This is a genomic window from Fodinibius sp. GM21 (assembly GCF_058386955.1).
In genome coordinates this window covers 221714-235784 of record NZ_JBYEIQ010000002.1, presented here as the reverse complement: position 1 = coordinate 235784, position 14071 = coordinate 221714, and the positions used below count along the sequence as shown (strand labels likewise).

Here is a 14071-nt window from a genome sequence, read left to right as displayed (position 1 = left end):
AATCGAAAACCCAACAACCCCAAAAACTGCAACTATGGCAAAACAAACAACTACCGAAAAGGCTGTCGGCGAATTCAAGCAGCAGCTTATCACTGCCGGATATATTGTGGGCGGCCAGGCAATTGGTGCACAGCTCAACGGGCTGGCCGTTCCCGCTATTCTTGGCGGAAGCTCAGCCACCGTCCAGCAAGCGGCCCGCGTTGGCCTGCCCCTTACGCTCGGCATGGTCTTCACCATGTTTACCAAGAACGCTCACCTTCGCGGCTTGGCCATGGGCCTCGGCGTGCAAGGCGTGATGGAGCTGATCAAGTTCGTCATGCCCGACTGGACGCCCTCCCAAGGCCTGATGGAAGGAAGCGAATACCTGTGGGATGACCAAGACATTCCCGCGCCAACCGCGCCTGCGACCTCGCTTCCCCAGCAAACCGGCCACGTATCCCAAATCGAAAACATCATTGAGGAAACCGTGGAGGTATAACCCCCTCTTTTTACTCATAGCTCTCACTGCCCAGAGACTGCTTACGGGAATAAGCTAAATGGCCAACTGGCCCAACTAAAATCTCTTTAACACTACAAGCTATGAGCAACCAAATTACTAAAAAAGCAATTGTACCTGCCAGCGCGCGCATCAAAACCTACTTTGACACGCAAAAAGTAGAACAGAACGGCGCTGTCCTTAACTTCTTCCCTCCAAACTCCACACGGAAGATCACCCGCAACAATTACGTGGGCAACCCCTTCCCGGGCGAGCTCAAGCGGCGCATCCTTGCCCTTTCCTTCGAGGTGACCAAACAGTTCATCGAAGATGATGAGGCCAACAATATCGACGCGCGGGCTATCGTGAACTCCCTCAAAGATGCCGGCTGTATCTTACAGGCCGACAACGATAACAAGGAATTTTTGCGGGTACCCATCTCCAAGCATTCCAACTTTTCCGGCACGGGCATGCACATGGTAGCGGGTACGGCCAATACCGTAGATGCTCCGGTGGTCTTCAAGCGCATCGCTTCTCTTAAATCCGCTGACGAGTATCGCCTGGCCGATCCGTTCGACCTTGCCGTTAATCAAACCTTATCGCTGGCAGTTCATTTCGAGGATGCCTCGGTATTCCCAAGTGATAACGACTGGGTGACCTCCGGCCAAGGCCTGTTGTACCTGCGCGCAAGCATTGTCGTTGCTGAAATGAAGCCCGAAAAATAACCTCTCTAACCGGCAGCGGCCCGGGGCCGTTGCCGGTTATTCAATATTGCTCTAATCCTTTAACGTATCAGCGATGAAGATTGTAAAGAATTTTATTCCACCTACCGAATCTACGCCCTTCAATCCAGCCAAATCGGTTGATCTTCCGGCGGGAGCTAGTGGGCATATTATCATGAACGGGATGGGCGGGGAAAGCTTCGGGGTTCGCCGAATTCTCCCTTATGCTCCAAACATGGACAAGGTGCTGGTATCGGCACGGCTGAATGAAGACCTATACCTGTTTCGTGACCTACAGCTTGCCGTCGTCCACCGGCTTTTCCAACGCATCGATGGCCTGCTTGCCCCATTTATCATTCAGAAAAGCAACAGCCTCGTCTTTGAACTTACCAATACCCACAGCGCTCCACAGACCATCAATATTGAAGTGATCGGATTCGATCATTTTGGGCTGGCTAAACTCACCGCGATTTATGAGGAAATCGGTTCCCCGATGCCACAACCACGCTTTTTGTATGGGCAAGCGAGCTTGCCGTCAGGGGCTGTGAATATTGACCTGGGTGTCAAGGCTAAGAGCATTGACGTGGAAGCCCGACGCCTGGCCATGAGCAGCGACCGACCCGGTGATATCACCGCCAGCCTAAAGGTATATAATACCACCATCCGCAATGAAGTATTTGTCGAGCAGCTCAATGATGAGTTCAGCCAATTCTATGCCAACGTGCCGTTTATCATTGGTTCAAACATGCCATTTCAGGTGTATGCGTCCAACAAAGGCCCCTCGCAGGCCAACGTAAGTTTCCTCTGTGAAGCATACGCTGTCCAACAAGCTGATAGCAAACCACTGGAGGTATAACTATGTGGAACGCCTTAATCGCATCTCTCTGCGAGCTGACCCAAAAGCTGGATACACTATTGCTTGAACTTCGTGGTAATAATATCTCAGTGGGCTTGCAGGGAAGCAGGCGAATTGGAACCTCTATTTCGCCGGTATTAAAACAAACCACCAATCCCGTAAAATTGGTTAACTCGAATCCGATGCGTCTGGGTGTCATCATCCATAATAGCAGCGATGGAGAATTTATGATTGCTCTGGATGAGAACCGTATTGACGGGCGCTATTATACCTTCAAACTCAAGCCTGGCGAAACGCTCCACATGGACGAACGCCAGTTCAAAGAACTCTACAAAGGGGGCATGATGGGGCTATGGGATGAGGATTCCGGAGCCCTGGAAACCTCGAAAGCCCTCGTAACCGAAATTTTCTGGAGCGCCTGACATGAGCGAAATTACGGGTAAAGAGTTTAGCGAAGGATTTAAAATGCGGGTCGTCAGTGGCATGCTGGTTGACGGCTCCATCCAGGTCTCGTGGGCGACCGGCAAAAAAGCCTCCTCCCAAATGGACTGGGGCTTGGATCCGGAAAATCTGGCTACGACTCCTGAATATCATCGGGAGCCGTCAGAGATGCTGCGTTATCATACGCTCTACTTCCCCATCACCTATCTGGATGCCCGCCATTACTTCCGGGTTCGATCCAAGACCGCAGGTGGGCAGGTCGGCCAATCTCGTATTTATTCGGTCATTACGCCTGATGATGTCCAGCGGACTACCCAGTCTCCGACCGGCCAGGTCATCTTGGAGCTGCAACCTATCGAGGGCCAAGAGGGACATCTGCTTTGCAATCCAGTGACAGATATCCGAGCGGACCACCAGCCGGAAGCGACCTCGCAACCCATCACAAGTGGATTAACAACACACAACCTGTCGGAGCTGACGGGAGCCACCAGCAGCAATGCCACCACCAACCCCATTACCATTATTAGCTAACCTTATGAATAGCATCAATCAAACCCTTTCTATTGGCACCCCGAAATCAGGAATGGACCTGTTTTGTAACGTTAGCATCGACGGGGAGCACCTGTTTCGGATGCACTGCGAGTCGTTCGTGGGCAATCTTCTGCGCGACGTTCACGGGATGATGCATGGCGGTAAGACGGATCGTCTGATTAGCCCCGGCGACGATTACGTGCAGGATGGAAAAATCACCTCCCTGCATATTACGGATGGGGCGCTGGAAATCTATAGTCAGTACTATTTAGAATACATTTTTAGTGGCATGCACGGGGTCAATCCCAACGGGGAAAAACCAGTATGGGTTCATATTTGGGGGTGCAACTCTGTCCCGCAAATCAACGGCACCTGGCAGGTTGAAGCCACACACGGCGACTATTATATCCGCTTGAAAGACGCGCCTACGAATTTTGATCCGGCGACTTATGTGGCCGATCAGGCGCAAGTCATTGCCAAGCACTACCATCCCATTACGACTACCGAAAGCTACTGCCCACCTTTTCGCGTTATTTTACCCACCATTGGGCAAGGCAGCCGCCCCGTAAGCATATCTGACGTGGGCCTGCACAATCCTATTGACGCACTACTGGCTCGGGGAGCCCGTTCGGTTTCCGGCGTGGTAACCGACCAGCAGAAAAGTGTCTTTACCGTTTCGGCTCCATTCACCAACGGATCCGGGGGTGACCTAGCTATCACAGAAATGGGACTGATGACACATATTAATGTCAACCGTCATGAAATTAACACTATTGCTACCCTCTATGCCCGCGACGTGTTGCCTGCAGCTCTGAACCTTCCAAACGGCAAAACGCTGACCTTGGATTATGAATGCCGGTTTGAGCTGGAAAACTTCAATCAGGATACCAACCTCAATGGTTCCAACGGGGGATTCACCGCTGAATTTGTTGGAGCCCTACGAAAACAAGCGGTCGAAAACACCAATACCAACTGGCGGGACCTGATGTGTATCGGCGGGGGTGGAACTTCAATGACCTCCCTAGAGCGCCGGGCTTCGGAAGTCAATAAAGGGTGGCACCTGGGACTCCGGCTGGGCCAAAGCAATAAATTTGTCTCTATGACAGACGCTGACCTTTCTCCCGATGCCACGCAAGAGACTCCTTATAACCTCGGAGGTATCATCCATGGCAGCGGAGACGGAGAGCTCATCCATCACGGCATGCTCATCGATGACCAGGTAACCATTGATGAGGTCAATAATGAAGCGCACTTCAACCTGGCGCGCGTGTTTGAAAACAGGGGCACTACCGACATCACCATAAAGGAGGTAGGTATTTACGCCAACCGTGGGGATGACTATGACGAATGGATGCCGAAACTGGTAGCCCGCCGGGCCCTGGCGCCAGCCGATCAATTTACCATCATGGCCGGACAGATGCGCAAGGTCAACTATAAGATCAAAATGGTTGTCTAATGGCCAGCTCACTTTCCTTGTCAACCGAACTTACCTACGTGCGCATGCGTGGCCTGATGCCCTACTTCACGGAAGTGTCAAAAAGATATGGCCTGCCCCTGGTATTGCTCTTGGCCATAGCCTCCCGGGAAAGCCGAATGGGACTTGCCCTTTCTCCCGATGGCACCGGAGACCGGGGCAATGGCATTGGAATCATGCAAATTGACCGGCGATATCATCCCGGGTTTACCGAGAGTCACAGCCCCTTTGACCACCAATCCAACATTAATTATGGGGCCCAGTACCTGGCAAAACTTCTTCAGCAGTTTAACGGAAATACCGGCCGGGCCGTAGCGGCCTATAACGCTGGTCCAAACAAAGTGCGTACCGCCATTTACGCGGGACTACCACCGGATTCGGCAACCACTGGACGGGACTACAGCCGCGATGTCCTACAGCGGAAACAGCTTATCAGCCAGCTACTCGGCCTCTCCAAAGCCGTTAGCCTGTCGGCGTACCTGCTGCCATTAAGTGTAGTGGCACTTCTTACCTATAACTATATCAACCCACAGAAATTATGACCACTGATTCCCATTATATCGATGCCGAACAGACTAGTCCAGAGGGTTTGGGACGCCTACCCGCTATCCGACACCAAAGGCTACGCCCCGCGACCCAAATCAGGACGCCCCTCAGAACCGTTTCTGGGTCCCGAAGACCCTCTCCAAAACCTAGAATAACCCCCATTATGAAGAGGCCGGTTCTGGATCCGGTCATTGAACACCGTAGTCCCATTCCGGCCCCTCGGCCTGTCAGGGTTAAACCGGCCAGGAAACCACCTGTCACTACGAACGTGAAGACCCGACCCAAACAGAAGTCAACGGCAAAAACATCTTCTCAAAAGAAGAAACTGGCAACTAAATCGTTCGCGCAAAGCAGCTCACCAAGTACCAACAGTGGTTTTCTGGACGGGTCAATAACGATCGGTGGCATGCAGATCAAGAAAACACACGCCGCAGCAGGTGGGGCAACTATATCCGGCCTGTTGCTCTGGAAACTTCTCTTTTAACTCCATTCAACGATAACCAACTCATTACAACTCTATCATGGAACATACATTACATTCCTCCGACCAGTCATGCGGTTGCGGCTGCACAGATCACTCATTAGCGAATGGGTCCGGGTACCTGCAAAGCGATTGCGGATGCCAAACAGGCTTGGGTGAATCAAGCCAAGACAAAACCAACAGTGAGACCCAAGAAGATCTCATCAATGAAGCTAAAAAGTACATAAACAGCGAAATACCAACGCCAGTAAAAGTTGTCGGCGGGTTAGCAGCCCTTGGCCTATTACTTATAGCCACAAGAGGGAAGAAGTAATGAATACCCAGGATTATAACGCACTGCTGGACAGCTACGGCAACCACTTCTCTATCGGCGAACTCGAAATCCAGGGTCCCGGAACCGTCAAACGCATGGACATTGGGTTTTTACGCTCCTTTTTGGCCTGGCGCCGGTGGCATGGCCTGTCGACCCTTATTAGCTCCGCCTGGCGAAAAGGAGACCAAAAATCCCACGGCCACGGAATGGCATTTGATGTACTACTTTTTGACCAATGGCTTGAAAGTCAACCTTCCGCTCTCCAACACTGGCTACTGGCCACCACTTGGGGATTTAACGGCGTAGGCTTGTACTTTGATTGGAGCTACACCAACAAAGAAGGTAACAACATACCGGCTATCGGTTTGCACGTGGATGGATGGGCAGGGAACAGTCATTCCCAGCGTCCGCTACGGTGGCTACGAATTGACGGCCACTATTACTACCAATCACTTGCCAGTGGCATCTTCCATTGCAAATCCAATAAGCAATCCATTACGCTGGATGAAGCGATAAGGAGGTACGGCCCATGAACAACTCCCAAGAAGATGGCTTTTTCCAAAAATACAAGGAACTGATTGTCACCACGATCATTTGCCTGTTTTTGACCGGCATCTACGATTCCATCAATAATCAGACCGCCGAAATTAAGAAATGGTATGAGCTGATGATTGGCATTAACGAGAAAGTGAAGGTACAGGCTGATAACCTAAGCAAATTGGAAAAGAGCCTGGAAACCCATGTCCAGCGTACGGACAGTCGCTTTGACGATCATAACCAGCGAATTCGATCTATCGAATTTGAACTCATCCCACGCCGGATCAACCGATTAAAATCCCCAACCTCAAAAGACACTACTGATGCACAAAATACTAACTCCGATAATTAAGGCGGTCCCCACCTTAATTGGTCTTTTCAAAAAAAGAACGCCCGAAAAAGGTAGGGGAATCGTAAAAAGCGGGATAGCCAGTCTCACCATTTCCGGACTACTGTCGACAGGTAGACTCTCTGCCTCTAGTATTGATACCACCCTACTGCTCATTCTCTCCATCCTGGAGATAATCGGATATCTCTATGGGATGGTCGCTATCTCATCGGGGGCCACGCAGACCTATCCTGTTGATGAGCTACTAAAAGGAAAAGGCGATGGCTTATCCGACCATCAAGCCAAGGTTTTAGGGCAACAGTGGCTAAAACAAATGCAAAAGAATCAAAGTCACAGGATTCCCGGTAACTCCTTGTTTGATGATGACTACTCTGATCTAAAAGTCAAAGTCGAAGATATTTCCCACTACAAATCCCATAAATCAAAGAAAAAACGATGATTACAATTCTATCTTTCTTATTCATTTTAGTTCTACTCAGTACAGATTGGCTATCAGGCCTACTGGTTCCAAATAATTTGGCCGAAATTGGGGTGGTTATCCTCGGCATGATTGCACTGTCTGCCTCGGTTCAAATCCGTGCCTTATTTGAAAAAGCCCAAAGAATTCTTCGCTTGTATGCCCAATACACAGATCCTAAAAGCGAGAAAGGAAGCAAGCTCTCTCCCAAAGAAAAAGGACGCCTGCTAGATCTGTTCCTACATGAACTGCGAATTACAATTGATCAGTTTGGTGGAAAAATATTGATCCGTGTAGGTGGATTAATTCGGAAGGTATTTAATAAATTATTTGGGTGACATAATCCCTTCTTAAAAAAGGCAGTCTCATTTAACAAAGACTGCTTTTTTGCTTTTTTCCCTCTCAGCTATTCCGTAACTTTGGGTTTGATTTAAAAGATTTCACAAATGCAGCAGATTAAATCCACATACAAGAAAAGCCTCAAGGGCATAACGCTTGCCCTCCTTTTCCTGTTTGGATTGCATTTTTTAAGCATCCACGGATTTGTTGATAGCCTTGTTTATTGCTTTGAAGAAGATGGGCAAATCAATATCGAGTCTGAGGCCGGCTCCCTCTTGAGCATTCCTTCTGAAGATGTGATACACGCCAAAGATGCACATCAACATACTACTCCTACTCTAAAGGCAGATCTCGACAACCATCATGATTTACCGTTGTCGCTGAACTGTGCAAAAGAACAACAAACAACACGTTTTGATCAGGAACGCACGCTCAAGTTTCTTGATGGAATTTTGAACAGTAAGGTTGAAAACCTCCCGCAATCACGGGTCTTTCAACTTGTTTCTTACGTCCCTCCCTTGATTGAGGATACGATAACAGCTTCGCTCAAGACGGTTGTCCGTATTCTATACAACTAAGTAGTTCCAGCCCTTTCCATATCGCCATTTCACTTGCAAGTCATGTAATCAGGTAAGGAATAGTTATATCCTGCCGGTTCTGCTTGCCCCTCTATAACAGCAAAAATTGGCTGGAAACACATGAAATTATTAAACCCACTACTGGCCCTCGGCATGCTCGTGCTTGCTGCCGGATGTGCCACAGAAGAAACCGTTATTGAACCACCTTCAGAAAGCACGCTGGGAGACCAAACCTATGAGACGTCTCCCGCCTTAAATCAGAATGTGAACCCACAGGATACCGCATCCAGGGTCACTATTTCGGATACATTGACCTTCTCGGATGCGCTGTCCAAAGCCCTGCTCGAAAATCCCCGGCTGCAAAGCTACGGCTGGCAGGTGCGCGTGAAGGAAGCCGAACGCATTCAGGCTTCCCTGCTTCCAAATCCGCAGCTCAATGCCGAAATGGAAAACTTTGGCGGAACGGGTCCCTTTGAAGGCTACGGCGGCCGAGAAGTGACCGTCAAATTGGGACAGAAAATCCTGCTCGGTGCTGATCGCCTCAAGCGCAAACAATTCGCTGGTGCCACCAAAGAGCTGGCCGGATGGGACTATGAAGCCCAACGGCTGGACGTGCTTACCGGCGTGACCAAAGCCTACATCTCAGCACTGGAAGCTCAGCGCCAGTGGCAGCAGCAAAAAGATCTGGTTGATGTGGCCCAAAACCTGTACAACTCTATCTCTGCCCAAGTAAAGGCCGGAAAAGTCTCCAAGCTGGCTCAGACCAAAGCACAGGTTGAGCTTTCCCGCGCAAAAATTGATCTGGAAAATGCCCGCAACCAATGGGAGTCCGCTCGTAGTTCACTGGCCTCCTATTGGGGGAGCGAGCAACCACAGTTCAAGCAGTTAAAAGGTGAGCTGAGCATGCCTTCTGACATCCCCGAATACGCCAAGGTGCAAACCTATATCCAGCGAAATCCGGATGTGGCGCGGTGGGCTACCGAATTGCAGCAACGCGAATCAGCTCTTGAACTGGCCCAAGCTAGAGGCATTCCCGATATCACCGTGAGCGGGGGATACAAACGTGCGGAGGATTTAGGTGCCAGCGCCGCCATTGTAGGCGTTTCTATTCCACTGCCCTTCTTTGATCGCAATCAGGGGAATATCAAGGCGGCGAAGTATGAGCTCAGTCGCGTGCAGACCCAACGGGAAGCGGCCGTCACCCAAACCTACAAGGCCCTGCAAGCAGCTTACAACCGGCTGGATGCAGCTGCTCACGAAGTCAATCAGCTGCAAAAACAAGTATTACCCGGCGCCAAGACAGCTTTTGAGGCAGCCCAAACCGGCTACCGGCAGGGTAAGTTCGATTACCTGGAAGTACTGGATGCCCAGCGCACGCTGTTTTCGACGCGTACTCGCTACATCCAGGCCTTGGCCGAATACAATCGGGCCGTAGCCGAAGTAGAACGCCTCATCGGCACGCCTCTCTCTGAAATTTCTGCAAACTAATTTTTTGAATGAATATGGAATCACCAACCATGAAGAATTTAACAATCTTAACACTTACCGGACTTCTGTTAGGAAGTCTTTTAACAGGCTGTGGATCTAATTCAGGTTCCCAAGCCCACACGCAAACCGAACAACATCAACAAGAATCTCAAAACAGCGGAGAAACCGAGCAGCATACTGAGGAAGCTGGACAACACAATGAAGAATCCGGACAGCATGCCCGTGAAGTGCATCTAACTCAGCAGCAAGAAGGTAACCTCGGCATCAAAGTGGAAACACTGTCCGAAGGAAGTGCCTCCTCAACCATTTCACGACCCGCCAGCGTTGGATACGATCTGGATCAAATTGCCAAAGTCGGCCCCCGTATTGAGGCAAAGGTTGTTGAAGTCATAAAAGACCTGGGAGAACGCGTCAAAAAAGACGAGCCGATTGCCCTCATGAGTAGTGTGGGCTTGGGGAAAGCCAAGGCCGAATATATTCGACTTCGGGCCCGACTCAAAGCCGAAGAGGCACGCTACAAACGTGAGCAGTCGCTGTATGATCAGGAAATATCTTCACAAGCCGAGCTGCTGGATGCCGAGGCCAATTACCAGGAAGCCAAAGCCGAACTGAATTCTGCGGCTGAGGCTCTACGCCTCTATGGGTTGTCAAGAAAGGACATCGAAAATATACAAGCGGGCAGCGATGAGCCCCTGTCCCACTTTTATCTGACGAGTCCGCTCGACGGAGTGATCCAGGAGCGAGATATTTCGCCCGGGCAAACAATCAGTCCTAGCGAGACGCCCATCCGCGTAGCGAACCTCTCCAAAATGTGGGTCATGATCGATGCCTACGAGCAGGATATCCGGTATCTGGACAAAGGACAAAACGTAAGCCTTTCGGTTCGAAGCATCCCCGGAGAAACCTTTGAGGGAAAAACAGACTGGGTCTCTTATAGCCTCGAAAAGCAGACGCGCACCATGCCGGTTCGCGCAGTTGTTGAAAACCCTAATCGAAAGCTGAGGGCCGGGATGTTCGGTACCGCTCGTATATCAACAGGGAAAGAACGGAACGTAGCCATGATTCCCATTGACGCCGTACAAACGATTGAGGGTGAGCAAGTGGTGTTTGTCCCTGGCAACGAGAATGGCAGCTACAAACCGGTCGAGGTCATGCTGGGCAGTGAAAATGAGGGCTATGTGGAAATTGCATCGGGCCTGAAACCCGGCCAGCAAGCTGTTATCGCCGGAGCCTTTGACCTGAAGTCCGCTCTTACCGCTCAGGGACGAAGCGCATCTCATGGACATTAACTGCTCGTTGCAACATCGAATTTCTTAAATGACAGACTTATGCTTCAACAAATAATAGACAAAGTATTAAAGAATCGTTTGACGATCCTCATTCTGGTGGCGGCCGTTGGCGTCTATGGATACTTCTCTTTTGAGGATGTTCCCATCGACTCCTTCCCGGACGTATCGCCCACCATGGTGCAGGTTTTTACTTCCAGCCCCGGTCTTTCTCCGGTGGATGTGGAAACGCAAATTAGCTACCCCATCGAAATCTCGATGTATGGACTGCCCAAGCTGGATCGCGTGCAAAGTACCTCTATCTTCGGGCTTTCGCGCGTAAACATATACTTCGAGGATGGCACCGACATCTATTTTGCCCGAAGATTAGTCATGGAACGACTCTCCAAAGCAAAGGAATCCATTCCTGATGGGCTGGGACAACCGCAACTGGGTCCTATTACTACGGGACTCGGGACGATCATGATGTACGAAGTAACCAACACTGATACCGCCGACCATTCCCTGATGGAACTTCGCACGGCCCAGGACTGGATCGTAAAGCCCCAGCTGCGAACCGTACCCGGCGTTACCGGCGTGCTCTCCCTTGGCGGAGATGTCCGTCAGTTCCAGGTCAATGCCGATATGAACGCTCTAATTTCACGCGGACTTACCCTTGAGGATCTGGAAAAAGCCATCAACAGTAACAACCGAAATGTGGGTGCTTCTTTTCTGGAACGCGGTGGGGAAGAATACCTCGTCCGCGGCTACGGCTGGATTAAGCCAGACAAGCAGGGGCTGGAGGATATCCGAAACATCATTGTCAAGAACTCTGATGGTACGCCCATTTACGTAAAGGATGTCGCCAAGGTGGAATTCGGCTCCGAGATTAAGCGGGGGACCCTTATTAAAGATCAAGAGGAATCGGTTGGTGGTTTTGTGTTAAAGCTCATTGACACGAACACGCAGGACCTGCTGGCGCAGGTGGATCAAAAGATCGATGCCATTAATAAAGCACTGCCCGACGGCATGGTTATGAAGCCCTTTTACTCGCAGGGACAGCTCGTCAGCAAAGCCGTGGGTACAGTCAGCAATGCTCTGTACATCGGGGCCATTCTAGTGCTAGTCATTCTCTACTTTTTTATGGGGGACCTTCGCTCGACACTTATTATTATATCCACCGTTCCCATTGCATTTTTGATTGCCTTCATTGGGATGAACCTCATGGGCATATCGGCGAACTTGATGAGTCTGGGGGGCTTGGCGATCAGCATTGGTATGATCGGGGATAGTGCCACCGTGATCGTGGAAAATACCTATCGCCTGCTGGAAGAACGGGATACTGAAAATGTATCTCTGGTGCGGGTGGTAGGCGAAGCTGCACGCGAAGTGATACGCCCGGTGATCTTTGCGACCAGCATTATTATTATCGTATTCATCCCGCTCTTTTCGCTGGAAGGCGTCGAGGGTAAAATGTTTAAGCCCCTGGCCTATACCATTACCTTTGCACTGGGCGGAGCCATCTTTCTAGCCCTGACTTACATCCCGGTCATTTCCAGTTTCATCCTGCCGGATAAGGGGATGGACAAAGAGCCGTGGTTGGTCCGCAAGGTGAAAGGATACAGCCGCCCGCTGATTGAAAAAGCCACGAAATTCCCCAAGATGGTCTTTGGTGGAGCTCTCGTGCTGTTTGCCGCAAGTATGGCGGTATTCCCCTTCCTGGGAACCGAGTTTCAGCCGACCTTGCGGGAAGGTACCTTTGCAGTACGCTCTGTACTGCCACCGGGCGCTAACCTTCCGACCACCAAAGAATACACGAAGCGTATTCAGGAGTCGATGCAAACCTTTCCCGAAGTGCAAGGGATCTATTCCCGCGTAGGACGTGCCGAAGTAGGCGGCGATCCCGAGCCGGTGAACGTGGTCTTCAATGTCGTGAACCTAAAACCCCTCGATGAGTGGGAAGCCGGACGCAGCTATGAAGAGCTGCAGTCGGCGATGGCTGAAAAACTGCAGGAAGATCTGCCGGGCGTGGCTTCCAACTTTTCTCAGCCTATCCAGCTTCGTACGGATGAGCTACTCAGTGGCGTTCGCGCCCAGGTCGTTGCCAGCTTGTATGGTGATGATCTCGATACCCTGGCTCAAAAGGCCCAAGAGATTGCGGAGGTTGCCAAAAGCGTAGAAGGAGCCGTGGATGTCCGTGCCCAACAACAGGGTGGCAAACCACAAATCCTTGTGCGACCCGATCGCGAGCAGCTGGCACGACTGGGCATCAGCATCGACGACTTTCTGAAAACCGTAGAAACCGGTATTGGGGGCTCGGTAGCCGGTCAGGTATTTGAGGGTATTCGCCGCTTTGATATCTTCGTTCGCCTGCAGGAAAACCAACGCAAACGCATTGAGCAAGTGCGAGAGTTGCCCGTTCGAACGGCAAAAGGTTCCCTAATACCGCTCTCCCAGATCGCAGATGTGGAGGTCTTTACCGGTCCCAAACAAATATCCCGCAACAAGGCCAGTCGACGTACATACGTGCAACTGAACGTACGCGGTCGGGATATGGGGAGCGTCGTCAACGAGATTCGCCAAAAAGTAGACCAGCAAGTAGATCTGCCCGCCGGGTACTTTACCGAATACGGCGGACAGTTTGAAAACCAACGGCGTGCGATGAACCGGCTGATGGTGGTGGTTCCCATTACCCTGGGACTGATCTTCTTTATGCTGTTTTCCACCTTTGGAAGCTGGCGCTATGCGGTACTTATCTTCCTGAATATTCCGTTTGCCACCATCGGGGGCATCTTTGCCCTCTGGATTTCCGGGCTATACCTGTCGGTACCGGCTGCGGTAGGCTTTATCGCGATCTTCGGTATTGCGGTGCTTAACGGACTGGTGATTGTATCCTATATCAATCAGCTGCGAGAGGAAGGCATGTCCACCGAGAAGTCAGTCGTACGGGCTTCGCTGCTGCGCCTGCGTCCCGTACTGATGACCGCCTTGACCACCGGTTTGGGCCTGTTGCCGCTACTGCTAGCCAATGATATCGGCTCCAACGTGCAGCGCCCGCTGGCGGCCGTGGTTGTAGGTGGATTGTTTACCTCTACCCTACTTACGCTGGTGGTACTACCGACCATCTACAAGTGGTTTGCCGAACCAGTCACCCACGCCGAACTGTAAATTTCTAATACAACTTGGCCAGTTTTTGAAACTGGCCAAGTCTAAACCAAG

At 50.9% G+C, this 14071-nt stretch carries 18 protein-coding genes; 17 read left to right on the top strand and 1 reads right to left on the bottom strand.

The features are described 5' to 3' along the window. Positions 1 to 34 precede the first annotated feature (34 nt). A complete protein-coding gene (locus ACT3IB_RS04915) occupies positions 35 to 478 on the top strand; it encodes a hypothetical protein (RefSeq protein ID WP_491537892.1) in 444 nt (147 codons plus the stop codon). A 101-nt stretch (positions 479 to 579) separates the two neighbouring features. Beyond that, on the top strand, positions 580 to 1200 hold the full coding sequence (locus ACT3IB_RS04910; protein WP_491537891.1) for a hypothetical protein: 621 nt from the start codon (positions 580 to 582) through the stop codon (positions 1198 to 1200). A gap of 289 nt (positions 1201 to 1489) precedes the next feature. Here ACT3IB_RS04910 and ACT3IB_RS04905 read toward each other — a convergent pair whose 3' ends face one another. After that, positions 1490 to 1699 carry a hypothetical protein gene (locus ACT3IB_RS04905; RefSeq protein WP_491537890.1) on the bottom strand — a complete coding sequence of 70 codons (210 nt, stop codon included), beginning with the start codon at positions 1697 to 1699 and terminating at the stop codon, positions 1490 to 1492. On the opposite strand from ACT3IB_RS04905, the gene ACT3IB_RS04900 reads away from it, so the two are divergent. The 15 genes from ACT3IB_RS04900 to ACT3IB_RS04830 all read left to right on the top strand — a co-directional run bounded on the left by ACT3IB_RS04900 (position 1691) and on the right by ACT3IB_RS04830 (position 14020). Further along, positions 1691 to 2053: a hypothetical protein gene (locus tag ACT3IB_RS04900; RefSeq protein ID WP_491537889.1), complete on the top strand. Its 363-nt coding sequence runs from the start codon at positions 1691 to 1693 to the stop codon at positions 2051 to 2053. The two genes, ACT3IB_RS04905 and ACT3IB_RS04900, sit on opposite strands and share 9 nt — an antisense overlap. A gap of 2 nt (positions 2054 to 2055) precedes the next feature. Then, positions 2056 to 2475, top strand: coding sequence for a hypothetical protein (locus ACT3IB_RS04895; protein WP_342521054.1), 420 nt, complete (start codon positions 2056 to 2058; stop codon positions 2473 to 2475). A 1-nt stretch (position 2476) separates the two neighbouring features. After that, positions 2477 to 3025 (top strand): hypothetical protein, encoded by a 549-nt coding sequence (locus ACT3IB_RS04890; RefSeq protein WP_491537888.1) that lies wholly within the window; start codon positions 2477 to 2479, stop codon positions 3023 to 3025. A gap of 4 nt (positions 3026 to 3029) precedes the next feature. Continuing rightward, positions 3030 to 4481, top strand: coding sequence for a hypothetical protein (locus ACT3IB_RS04885; protein ID WP_491537887.1), 1452 nt, complete (start codon positions 3030 to 3032; stop codon positions 4479 to 4481). Continuing rightward, positions 4481 to 5041 (top strand): transglycosylase SLT domain-containing protein, encoded by a 561-nt coding sequence (locus tag ACT3IB_RS04880; protein ID WP_491537886.1) that lies wholly within the window; start codon positions 4481 to 4483, stop codon positions 5039 to 5041. The genes ACT3IB_RS04885 and ACT3IB_RS04880 overlap by 1 nt, the downstream gene beginning before the upstream one ends. A gap of 21 nt (positions 5042 to 5062) precedes the next feature. Continuing rightward, on the top strand, positions 5063 to 5200 hold the full coding sequence (locus ACT3IB_RS04875; protein ID WP_491537885.1) for a hypothetical protein: 138 nt from the start codon (positions 5063 to 5065) through the stop codon (positions 5198 to 5200). Positions 5201 to 5208: 8 nt separating this feature from the next. Beyond that, the gene (locus ACT3IB_RS04870; RefSeq protein ID WP_491537884.1) at positions 5209 to 5529 is read left to right on the top strand and encodes a hypothetical protein; all 321 of its coding nucleotides are present in this window, start codon (positions 5209 to 5211) and stop codon (positions 5527 to 5529) included. Positions 5530 to 5838: 309 nt separating this feature from the next. Beyond that, positions 5839 to 6372: a hypothetical protein gene (locus ACT3IB_RS04865; RefSeq protein ID WP_095606382.1), complete on the top strand. Its 534-nt coding sequence runs from the start codon at positions 5839 to 5841 to the stop codon at positions 6370 to 6372. Beyond that, positions 6369 to 6728: a hypothetical protein gene (locus tag ACT3IB_RS04860; RefSeq protein ID WP_095606383.1), complete on the top strand. Its 360-nt coding sequence runs from the start codon at positions 6369 to 6371 to the stop codon at positions 6726 to 6728. The genes ACT3IB_RS04865 and ACT3IB_RS04860 overlap by 4 nt, the downstream gene beginning before the upstream one ends. Continuing rightward, positions 6700 to 7164, top strand: coding sequence for a hypothetical protein (locus ACT3IB_RS04855; protein ID WP_095606384.1), 465 nt, complete (start codon positions 6700 to 6702; stop codon positions 7162 to 7164). Before ACT3IB_RS04860 ends, ACT3IB_RS04855 begins: the two co-directional genes overlap by 29 nt. Continuing rightward, a complete protein-coding gene (locus tag ACT3IB_RS04850; protein WP_095606385.1) occupies positions 7161 to 7520 on the top strand; it encodes a hypothetical protein in 360 nt (119 codons plus the stop codon). Before ACT3IB_RS04855 ends, ACT3IB_RS04850 begins: the two co-directional genes overlap by 4 nt. A 108-nt stretch (positions 7521 to 7628) precedes the next feature. Further along, positions 7629 to 8099 carry a hypothetical protein gene (locus ACT3IB_RS04845; protein ID WP_095606386.1) on the top strand — a complete coding sequence of 157 codons (471 nt, stop codon included), beginning with the start codon at positions 7629 to 7631 and terminating at the stop codon, positions 8097 to 8099. 120 nt (positions 8100 to 8219) lie between these two features. Beyond that, positions 8220 to 9587, top strand: a complete 1368-nt coding sequence (locus ACT3IB_RS04840) for a TolC family protein (RefSeq protein ID WP_491537883.1) — start codon at positions 8220 to 8222, stop codon at positions 9585 to 9587. A gap of 29 nt (positions 9588 to 9616) precedes the next feature. Next, the gene (locus tag ACT3IB_RS04835; RefSeq protein WP_095606447.1) at positions 9617 to 10876 is read left to right on the top strand and encodes an efflux RND transporter periplasmic adaptor subunit; all 1260 of its coding nucleotides are present in this window, start codon (positions 9617 to 9619) and stop codon (positions 10874 to 10876) included. A gap of 39 nt (positions 10877 to 10915) precedes the next feature. Further along, positions 10916 to 14020, top strand: coding sequence for an efflux RND transporter permease subunit (locus ACT3IB_RS04830; protein WP_095606388.1), 3105 nt, complete (start codon positions 10916 to 10918; stop codon positions 14018 to 14020). Positions 14021 to 14071: the final 51 nt, after the last annotated feature.

Coding starts and splice junctions, on each gene's coding strand:
- ACT3IB_RS04915 (WP_491537892.1), top strand. CDS start 35: ATGGCAAAACAAACAACTACCGAAAAGGCTGTCGGCGAATTCAAGCAG.
- ACT3IB_RS04910 (WP_491537891.1), top strand. CDS start 580: ATGAGCAACCAAATTACTAAAAAAGCAATTGTACCTGCCAGCGCGCGC.
- ACT3IB_RS04900 (WP_491537889.1), top strand. CDS start 1,691: ATGCCACAACCACGCTTTTTGTATGGGCAAGCGAGCTTGCCGTCAGGG.
- ACT3IB_RS04895 (WP_342521054.1), top strand. CDS start 2,056: ATGTGGAACGCCTTAATCGCATCTCTCTGCGAGCTGACCCAAAAGCTG.
- ACT3IB_RS04890 (WP_491537888.1), top strand. CDS start 2,477: ATGAGCGAAATTACGGGTAAAGAGTTTAGCGAAGGATTTAAAATGCGG.
- ACT3IB_RS04885 (WP_491537887.1), top strand. CDS start 3,030: ATGAATAGCATCAATCAAACCCTTTCTATTGGCACCCCGAAATCAGGA.
- ACT3IB_RS04880 (WP_491537886.1), top strand. CDS start 4,481: ATGGCCAGCTCACTTTCCTTGTCAACCGAACTTACCTACGTGCGCATG.
- ACT3IB_RS04875 (WP_491537885.1), top strand. CDS start 5,063: ATGCCGAACAGACTAGTCCAGAGGGTTTGGGACGCCTACCCGCTATCC.
- ACT3IB_RS04870 (WP_491537884.1), top strand. CDS start 5,209: ATGAAGAGGCCGGTTCTGGATCCGGTCATTGAACACCGTAGTCCCATT.
- ACT3IB_RS04865 (WP_095606382.1), top strand. CDS start 5,839: ATGAATACCCAGGATTATAACGCACTGCTGGACAGCTACGGCAACCAC.
- ACT3IB_RS04860 (WP_095606383.1), top strand. CDS start 6,369: ATGAACAACTCCCAAGAAGATGGCTTTTTCCAAAAATACAAGGAACTG.
- ACT3IB_RS04855 (WP_095606384.1), top strand. CDS start 6,700: ATGCACAAAATACTAACTCCGATAATTAAGGCGGTCCCCACCTTAATT.
- ACT3IB_RS04850 (WP_095606385.1), top strand. CDS start 7,161: ATGATTACAATTCTATCTTTCTTATTCATTTTAGTTCTACTCAGTACA.
- ACT3IB_RS04845 (WP_095606386.1), top strand. CDS start 7,629: ATGCAGCAGATTAAATCCACATACAAGAAAAGCCTCAAGGGCATAACG.
- ACT3IB_RS04840 (WP_491537883.1), top strand. CDS start 8,220: ATGAAATTATTAAACCCACTACTGGCCCTCGGCATGCTCGTGCTTGCT.
- ACT3IB_RS04835 (WP_095606447.1), top strand. CDS start 9,617: ATGAAGAATTTAACAATCTTAACACTTACCGGACTTCTGTTAGGAAGT.
- ACT3IB_RS04830 (WP_095606388.1), top strand. CDS start 10,916: ATGCTTCAACAAATAATAGACAAAGTATTAAAGAATCGTTTGACGATC.